This window comes from Streptomyces sp. NPDC042371 (assembly GCF_056437465.1).
The window spans coordinates 380,572-387,046 of record NZ_JBWKAP010000010.1; the positions used below are offsets into that span (position 1 = coordinate 380,572).

At 67.8% G+C, this 6,475-nt stretch carries 7 protein-coding genes; 5 read left to right on the plus strand and 2 right to left on the minus strand.

Going from position 1 to position 6,475, the window contains the following annotated elements; genetic code table 11:
* Nucleotides 1–6 precede the first annotated feature (6 nt).
* Nucleotides 7–759 carry a 4-hydroxy-tetrahydrodipicolinate reductase gene (gene dapB, locus AC068B_RS30160; RefSeq protein WP_478674738.1) on the plus strand — a complete coding sequence of 251 codons (753 nt, stop codon included), beginning with the start codon at nucleotides 7–9 and terminating at the stop codon, nucleotides 757–759.
* 17 nt (nucleotides 760–776) lie between these two features.
* Nucleotides 777–1,229: a hypothetical protein gene (locus AC068B_RS30165; RefSeq protein WP_478674739.1), complete on the plus strand. Its 453-nt coding sequence runs from the start codon at nucleotides 777–779 to the stop codon at nucleotides 1,227–1,229.
* Nucleotides 1,230–1,254: 25 nt separating this feature from the next.
* Here the strand turns inward: AC068B_RS30165 and AC068B_RS30170 are convergent, their stop codons facing one another.
* Nucleotides 1,255–1,818 carry a hypothetical protein gene (locus AC068B_RS30170; RefSeq protein WP_468557692.1) on the minus strand — a complete coding sequence of 188 codons (564 nt, stop codon included), beginning with the start codon at nucleotides 1,816–1,818 and terminating at the stop codon, nucleotides 1,255–1,257.
* Between the two features lie 121 nt (nucleotides 1,819–1,939).
* Entirely contained in the window at nucleotides 1,940–2,179 is a 240-nt protein-coding gene (locus AC068B_RS30175; protein WP_356257569.1) for a hypothetical protein, read from the minus strand.
* A gap of 201 nt (nucleotides 2,180–2,380) precedes the next feature.
* Between AC068B_RS30175 and thyX the strand changes: the two genes are divergently transcribed.
* The 3 genes from thyX (at nucleotide 2,381) to AC068B_RS30190 (ending at nucleotide 6,046) form a co-directional block, all read left to right on the plus strand.
* Entirely contained in the window at nucleotides 2,381–3,121 is a 741-nt protein-coding gene (gene thyX, locus AC068B_RS30180) for an FAD-dependent thymidylate synthase (RefSeq protein WP_306333382.1), read from the plus strand.
* A gap of 190 nt (nucleotides 3,122–3,311) precedes the next feature.
* Entirely contained in the window at nucleotides 3,312–4,211 is a 900-nt protein-coding gene (dapA, locus tag AC068B_RS30185; protein WP_356257572.1) for a 4-hydroxy-tetrahydrodipicolinate synthase, read from the plus strand.
* A gap of 149 nt (nucleotides 4,212–4,360) precedes the next feature.
* The gene (locus tag AC068B_RS30190) at nucleotides 4,361–6,046 is read left to right on the plus strand and encodes a ribonuclease J (RefSeq protein ID WP_356257575.1); all 1,686 of its coding nucleotides are present in this window, start codon (nucleotides 4,361–4,363) and stop codon (nucleotides 6,044–6,046) included.
* Nucleotides 6,047–6,475 lie beyond the last annotated feature (429 nt).

The following is a 6,475-nucleotide window of genomic DNA, read 5'->3' on the forward strand; positions in this document are numbered from 1 at the left end:
AAGGACATGAGCAAGCTGCGCGTGGCGGTCATCGGCGCCAAGGGCCGCATCGGCTCCGAGGCCGTGAAGGCCGTCGAGGCCGCCGAGGACATGGAACTGGTCGCCGCCCTCGGCCGGGGCGACAAGCTGGAGTCGCTGGCGGAGACCGGCGCCCAGGTCGCGGTCGAGCTGACCAACCCCGACTCGGTGATGGACAACCTCGACTTCTGCGTACGGCACGGCATCCACGCGGTCGTCGGCACGACGGGCTGGACGGACGAGCGCCTCGCGCAGCTGCGCACGTCGCTGGCCGCGTCCCCGGAGACGGGCGTGCTCATCGCTCCGAACTTCTCCATCGGCGCCGTCCTGACGATGAAGTTCGCGCAGCTCGCGGCGCCGTACTTCGAGTCCGTCGAGGTCGTCGAGCTGCACCACCCGAACAAGGCGGACGCCCCCAGCGGCACCGCCACGCGCACCGCCCAGCTCATCGCCGAGGCCCGCAGGGAAGCGGGCAGCGCCCCGCAGCCCGACGCCACGTCGACGGCCCTGGACGGCGCCCGCGGCGCGGACGTCGACGGGGTGCCGGTGCACTCCGTGCGCCTGCGCGGCCTCCTGGCCCACCAGGAGGTCCTCCTCGGCGGCGAGGGCGAGACCCTGACCGTGCGCCACGACTCGCTGCACCACAGCAGCTTCATGCCGGGCATCCTGCTCGGCGCTCGCCGCGTGGTGAGCACTCCGGGCCTCACGTTCGGCCTGGAACACTTCCTGGATCTCGGCTGACCCGAGAGCTGAGAGACATGCGCGCAAAGATCACTTATGCCGTCACGGCTGCCGTCCTGGTCGTCTACTTCGTCCTGGTCGGCAGCCGCGGCGTGCTCCTGATAAAGCACGGCACCGTACTCACCGTCACCTTCGGCATCGCGGTGCTCATCCTGCCGTTCATCGGCATCTGGTTCCTCTGGAAGAACACCCAGTTCGTCCAGCGCGCCAACCGCCTCGCGGCCGAGCTGGAGGCCGAAGGCGGCCTTCCGGTGGACGAGTTGAAGCGGACTCCGGCGGGCCGCATCGACCGCGACTCGGCGGACGAGGTCTTCGCCCGCCGCAAGGCCGAGACCGAGGACGCGCCGGACGACTGGCGCTGCTGGTTCCGGCTGGCCGTCGCCTATCACGACGCCAGGGACACGCCCCGCGCGCGGAAGGCCATGCAGCGGGCCATCGCCCTGCACGCGGGCCGACCGGTGAACGTCTAGGGGCTGAGCAGACGGAGCAGACCGGTCAGGCGGTGGGCCGGTACTCGTCGGCCCACACCTCGATGGAGTCGGCCGCGCGGTTGAACGCCTCGTGCCGCGCCAGGAAGTCCGCGTTCCGGTCGGTCAGGAGCGGCTGCTGCACCCCGGCCGACTGCTGATCACGGCGTACGAGAACGAGCGCCTGCCCCTGCACCGTGCGGGGGAGCCCCAGCCAGCGCACCGGCTGCTGCGCGGTCCGTACGGCGGAGATCTGTGCCCACGCGACCGTCTGCGTCGTCAGGAAGCCGACCCTGCGCAGCCCGTGGGCGCTCACCCAGGTGCCCATGCGCAGCAGCCGGAGGGCGCTCACGATGATGAGGGCGGCGAGCCCCGCGCAGATGGCGGCGCCCGCGAGCGAGTCCGCGAACGCGATGATCACGGCCGCGAAGAGGACGAACGAGGCGAGCAGCAGCAGGAGTGCGCCCGCACCCACGCGCCAGGGCCCCGGCCGGTAGGGCCGACGCCAGTGATCGCGGTCGTCGAAAGGCAGCGCGGCGTCGTCCGCCGCGTCGTCGAAGGCGCGGTCCGCGGTCAGGAAGGGCAGGGGCACGGGCTGATCCTCACTCAATCCACACATGGGCTGTGCCCGGTGAGGCTATCGAGCCGTGCTCCCTGCTACCACCCTTGGGGGTCCGGACGAGTCAGTGCCGGACGATGGAGCTCCGCGCCGGTCAGCGGCCTTCGGATGCTTCCGACTGCTGGTTGTGTGCGGGTGACTGATCGGCCGACATCGCGGGCATCCCGAAGAGCAGGGATCCCACCAGACCGGCCACGACGGTCAGACCGATGAGCGTGCGGCCCATGATCTGACTGGCCGACGCACGCTCGCGCGGCGGGGGAGTGACGTTACTGCGGAACTTGTCGGCTTCGGCGATGAAGGCGAACGGGACGGGCTCTCGCCGACGGAACATGGGGCGCGCTTCTCCTCACGGGTCTCGAACCGAGCTCTGTGAACTCTGTTACTTGGATAGACGCGCGAATCGCCCAAAAGGTGCCCTGTTTCGGCAAATTAGTCGAAGAATGTCGTGGCGGGTCACCGAACGGCCGATTGTCAGTGCCTGGCCATAGAGTGGGCGCCGCCCCGAGTGATGCACATGGAAGGACCCCCGCTTGTGAGCGAGACCCCCACCGAAGACCTCAAGCCCAGCTTCCGCAGCGAGGTCACCGTCGAGCTGGTGAAGCACGCCGCCACCGACTCCGACGTCCTGTGGGCCGCCCGAGTCTCCACGGCGGGCGAGCAGTCCCTCGAAGAACTCCAGAAGGACCCGGAGCGCTCCAAGGGCCTGATCAACTACCTGATGCGGGACCGCCACGGCAGCCCCTTCGAGCACAACTCGATGACCTTCTTCATCAGCGCCCCCATCTTCGTCTTCCGCGAGTTCATGCGGCACCGCGTCGGCTGGTCGTACAACGAGGAATCGGGTCGGTACAGGGAGCTCCAGCCGGTCTTCTACGTCCCCGACGCCTCCCGCAAGCTCGTCCAGGAAGGCCGCCCCGGGAAGTACGTCTTCGTCGAGGGCAGCCAGGCCCAGCAGGAGCTCACGGGCCGCGTCATGGAGGACTCCTACCGCCAGGCGTACGAGGCGTATCAGGAGATGCTCGCCGCGGGCGTCGCCCGCGAGGTCGCCCGCGCGGTGCTCCCCGTAGGCCTCTTCTCCTCGATGTACGCGACGTGCAACGCGCGTTCGCTGATGCACTTCCTCGGTCTGCGTACGCAGCACGAGCTCGCCAAGGTCCCGTCCTTCCCGCAGCGGGAGATCGAGATGGTCGGCGAGAAGATGGAGCAGCAGTGGGCCGAGCTGATGCCTCTCACCCATGCGGCCTTCAACAAGAACGGACGTGTGGCGCCGTAAGGCACTGATGTGCGGATGCGCCGAGTGAAGTGTCCGGATTGCGACACTTCGTGAAGTTCATCTAGCCTGATCAAACGGACCCGGCACTGCTTGAACCCCCGAGCAGGCAGTGCCGGGCTCCACACTTGTCAGGTCCGCACACATCCCCCGAGGGGCGACCCCGCGCTGAGCAGCGAGTAGCGTGTTACCCATGGCTCCGACCTCCACTCCGCAGACCCCCTTCGGGAGGGTCCTCACCGCCATGGTCACGCCCTTCAAGGCGGACGGCGCACTTGACCTCGACGGCGCGCAGCAGCTCGCCGCCCACCTGGTGGACGCAGGCAATGACGGCCTGGTCATCAACGGCACCACCGGTGAGTCCCCGACCGTCGGTGACGCGGAGAAAAACGAGCTCGTACGAGCCGTACTGGACGCAGTCGGAGACCGCGCCCACATCGTCGCTGGCGTCGGCACGAACGACACCCGCCACAGCATCGAGCTCGCCCGCGCCGCCGAGCAGGCAGGCGCCCACGGCCTCCTGACGGTCACGCCGTACTACAACAAGCCCCCGCAAGAGGGCCTGTTCCGGCACTTCACCGCCATCGCCGACAGCACCGAGCTGCCGGTCATGCTGTACGACATCCCGGGCCGCAGCGGCGTGCCGATCAACACGGAAACGATCGTCAGGCTCGCCGAGCACCCCCGGATCGTCGCCAACAAGGACGCCAAGGGCGACCTCGGCCGCGCCAGCTGGGCCATCGCCCGCTCGGACCTCGCCTGGTACTCCGGCGACGACATGCTGAACCTCCCCCTCCTGTCCGTCGGCGCCTGCGGATTCGTCTCCGTCGTCGGCCACGTCGTCACCCCGGAACTGCGCGCCATGCTCGAGGCGCACCTCTCGGGCGACGTGCAGAAGGCCACGGAGATCCACCAGAAGCTGCTCCCGGTCTTCACCGGCATGTTCCGCACCCAGGGCGTGATCACGACCAAGGCGGCACTGGCCCTCCAGGGACGCCCCGCGGGCCCGCTGCGCCTCCCGATGGTGGAACTGTCACCCGACGAGACGGCCCAGCTCAAGATCGATCTCGCGGCCGGCGGGGTACAGCTGTAGCCACAGACTTCACAACTGAATAAGCGGAAAACCGCGGGCGCGTCGCAAGCCGACCGCAGCCCGCACCCCACACAACAACTGCTAATGCACGAACGTCATACGCGCCACGTGCCCTGGAGGTACGTGGCGCGCGTGGTGAGGAGAGTCTTTTGAGTCATCCGCATCCTGAACTCGGCGCCCCGCCGAAGCTCCCGAAGGGCGGCCTGCGGGTCACCCCGCTCGGCGGCCTCGGTGAGATCGGCCGCAACATGACCGTCTTCGAGTACAACGGTCGCCTGCTGATCGTCGACTGCGGAGTGCTCTTCCCCGAGGAGGAGCAGCCCGGAATCGACCTGATCCTGCCGGACTTCACGTCCATCAGGGACCGCCTCGACGACATCGAGGGCATCGTGCTCACGCACGGGCACGAGGACCACATCGGTGGTGTCCCGTACCTCCTGCGCGAGAAGCCGGACATTCCGTTGATCGGCTCCAAGCTGACCCTCGCGCTGATCGAGGCGAAGCTCCAGGAGCACCGGATCCGTCCGTACACGCTCGAGGTCGTCGAGGGCGACCGCGAGCACCTCGGCCCGTTCGACTGTGAATTCGTCGCGGTCAACCACTCCATCCCGGACGCCCTGGCCGTCGCCGTCCGCACCCCCGCGGGCATGGTCGTCGCCACCGGCGACTTCAAGATGGACCAGCTCCCGATGGACGGCCGTCTGACGGACCTGCACGCGTTCGCGCGGCTGAGCGAGGAGGGCATCGACCTCCTGCTCTCCGACTCGACGAACGCCGAGGTGCCGGGCTTCGTCCCGCCCGAGCGCGACATCTCGAACGTGATCCGCGGTGTCTTCGCCGGTGCCCAGAAGCGCATCATCGTGGCGAGCTTCGCCAGCCATGTGCACCGCATCCAGCAGATCCTGGACGCCGCCCACGAGTACGGCCGCAGGGTCGCCTTCGTCGGCCGCTCGATGGTCCGGAACATGGGCATCGCCCGTGACCTGGGCTATCTCCGCGTCCCGCCGGGCCTGGTCGTCGACGTCAAGACGCTCGACGATCTGCCCGACAGCGAGGTCGTCCTGGTCTGCACGGGCTCCCAGGGCGAGCCCATGGCCGCGCTGTCCCGCATGGCCAACCGCGATCACCAGATCCGGATCGTCCAGGGCGACACGGTGATCCTGGCGTCGTCCCTCATCCCCGGCAACGAGAACGCGGTCTACCGCGTGATCAACGGCCTGACCCGCTGGGGTGCGAACGTCGTCCACAAGGGCAACGCCAAGGTGCACGTCTCGGGCCACGCGTCCGCGGGCGAGCTCCTGTACTTCTACAACATCTGCAAGCCCAAGAACCTGATGCCGGTCCACGGCGAATGGCGCCACCTGCGCGCCAACGCCGAGCTGGGCGCCCTCACCGGCGTCCCGCACGACCGCATCGTGATCGCTGAGGACGGCGTCGTCGTCGACCTCGTCGAGGGCAAGGCGAAGATCGTCGGCAAGGTCCAGGCGGGATACGTCTATGTGGACGGCCTCTCCGTGGGCGATGTCGGCGAGCCCGCACTGAAGGACCGCAAGATCCTCGGCGACGAGGGCATCATCTCGGTCTTCGTGGTGGTGGACTCCAGCACCGGCAAGATCACCAGCGGCCCGACCATCCAGGCCCGCGGCTCCGGCATCGACGACTCTGCGTTCAATGCCGTCATGCCCCGGATCCAGGAAGTCCTGGACAAGTCGGCCCAGGACGGCGTCGTCGAACCCCACCAGCTGCAGCAGCTCATCCGCCGCACGCTGGGCAAATGGGTCTCGGACAACTACCGCCGACGGCCGATGATCCTGCCCGTGGTCGTCGAGGTCTGACCCTCTCGACTGCGTGAGCTCCGGAGCGGGGCGCCTCGATTTGCATCGGGGCGCCCCGCTCCGTTAGGTTTACGGCTCCGCCAGCGAGGGAAGCCCGGCGCACTCAGGTGCCCAGGGACGACCCGAGCGGGGCGGGAATTCCGACTCAGAACTTCTGATAAAGTCGGAACCGCCGGAAAGGGAAACGCGAAAGCCGAAAGGCAGGAGCGGGAACCGGAAAGGCACCGAGGAAGTCGGACACGAAAGAGTCTGATAGAGTCGGAAACGCAAGAACAAAGAACAAAAGAAACACCGAAGGGAAGCGCCCGGAGGAAAGCCCCAGAAAATGTTCTGCGGGTGAGTACAAAGGAAGCGTCCGTTCCTTGAGAACTCAACAGCGTGCCAAAAGTCAACGCCAGATATGTTGATACCCCGACTCACTTCGGTGAG

What these genes read in the sequence shown, in the direction of transcription:
- dapB (WP_478674738.1), top strand. Translation starts at nt 7, where the DNA reads ATGAGCAAGCTGCGCGTGGCGGTCATCGGCGCCAAGGGCCGCATCGGC.
- AC068B_RS30165 (WP_478674739.1), top strand. Translation starts at nt 777, where the DNA reads ATGCGCGCAAAGATCACTTATGCCGTCACGGCTGCCGTCCTGGTCGTC.
- AC068B_RS30175 (WP_356257569.1), bottom strand. Translation starts at nt 2,179, where the DNA reads ATGTTCCGTCGGCGAGAGCCCGTCCCGTTCGCCTTCATCGCCGAAGCC.
- dapA (WP_356257572.1), top strand. Translation starts at nt 3,312, where the DNA reads ATGGCTCCGACCTCCACTCCGCAGACCCCCTTCGGGAGGGTCCTCACC.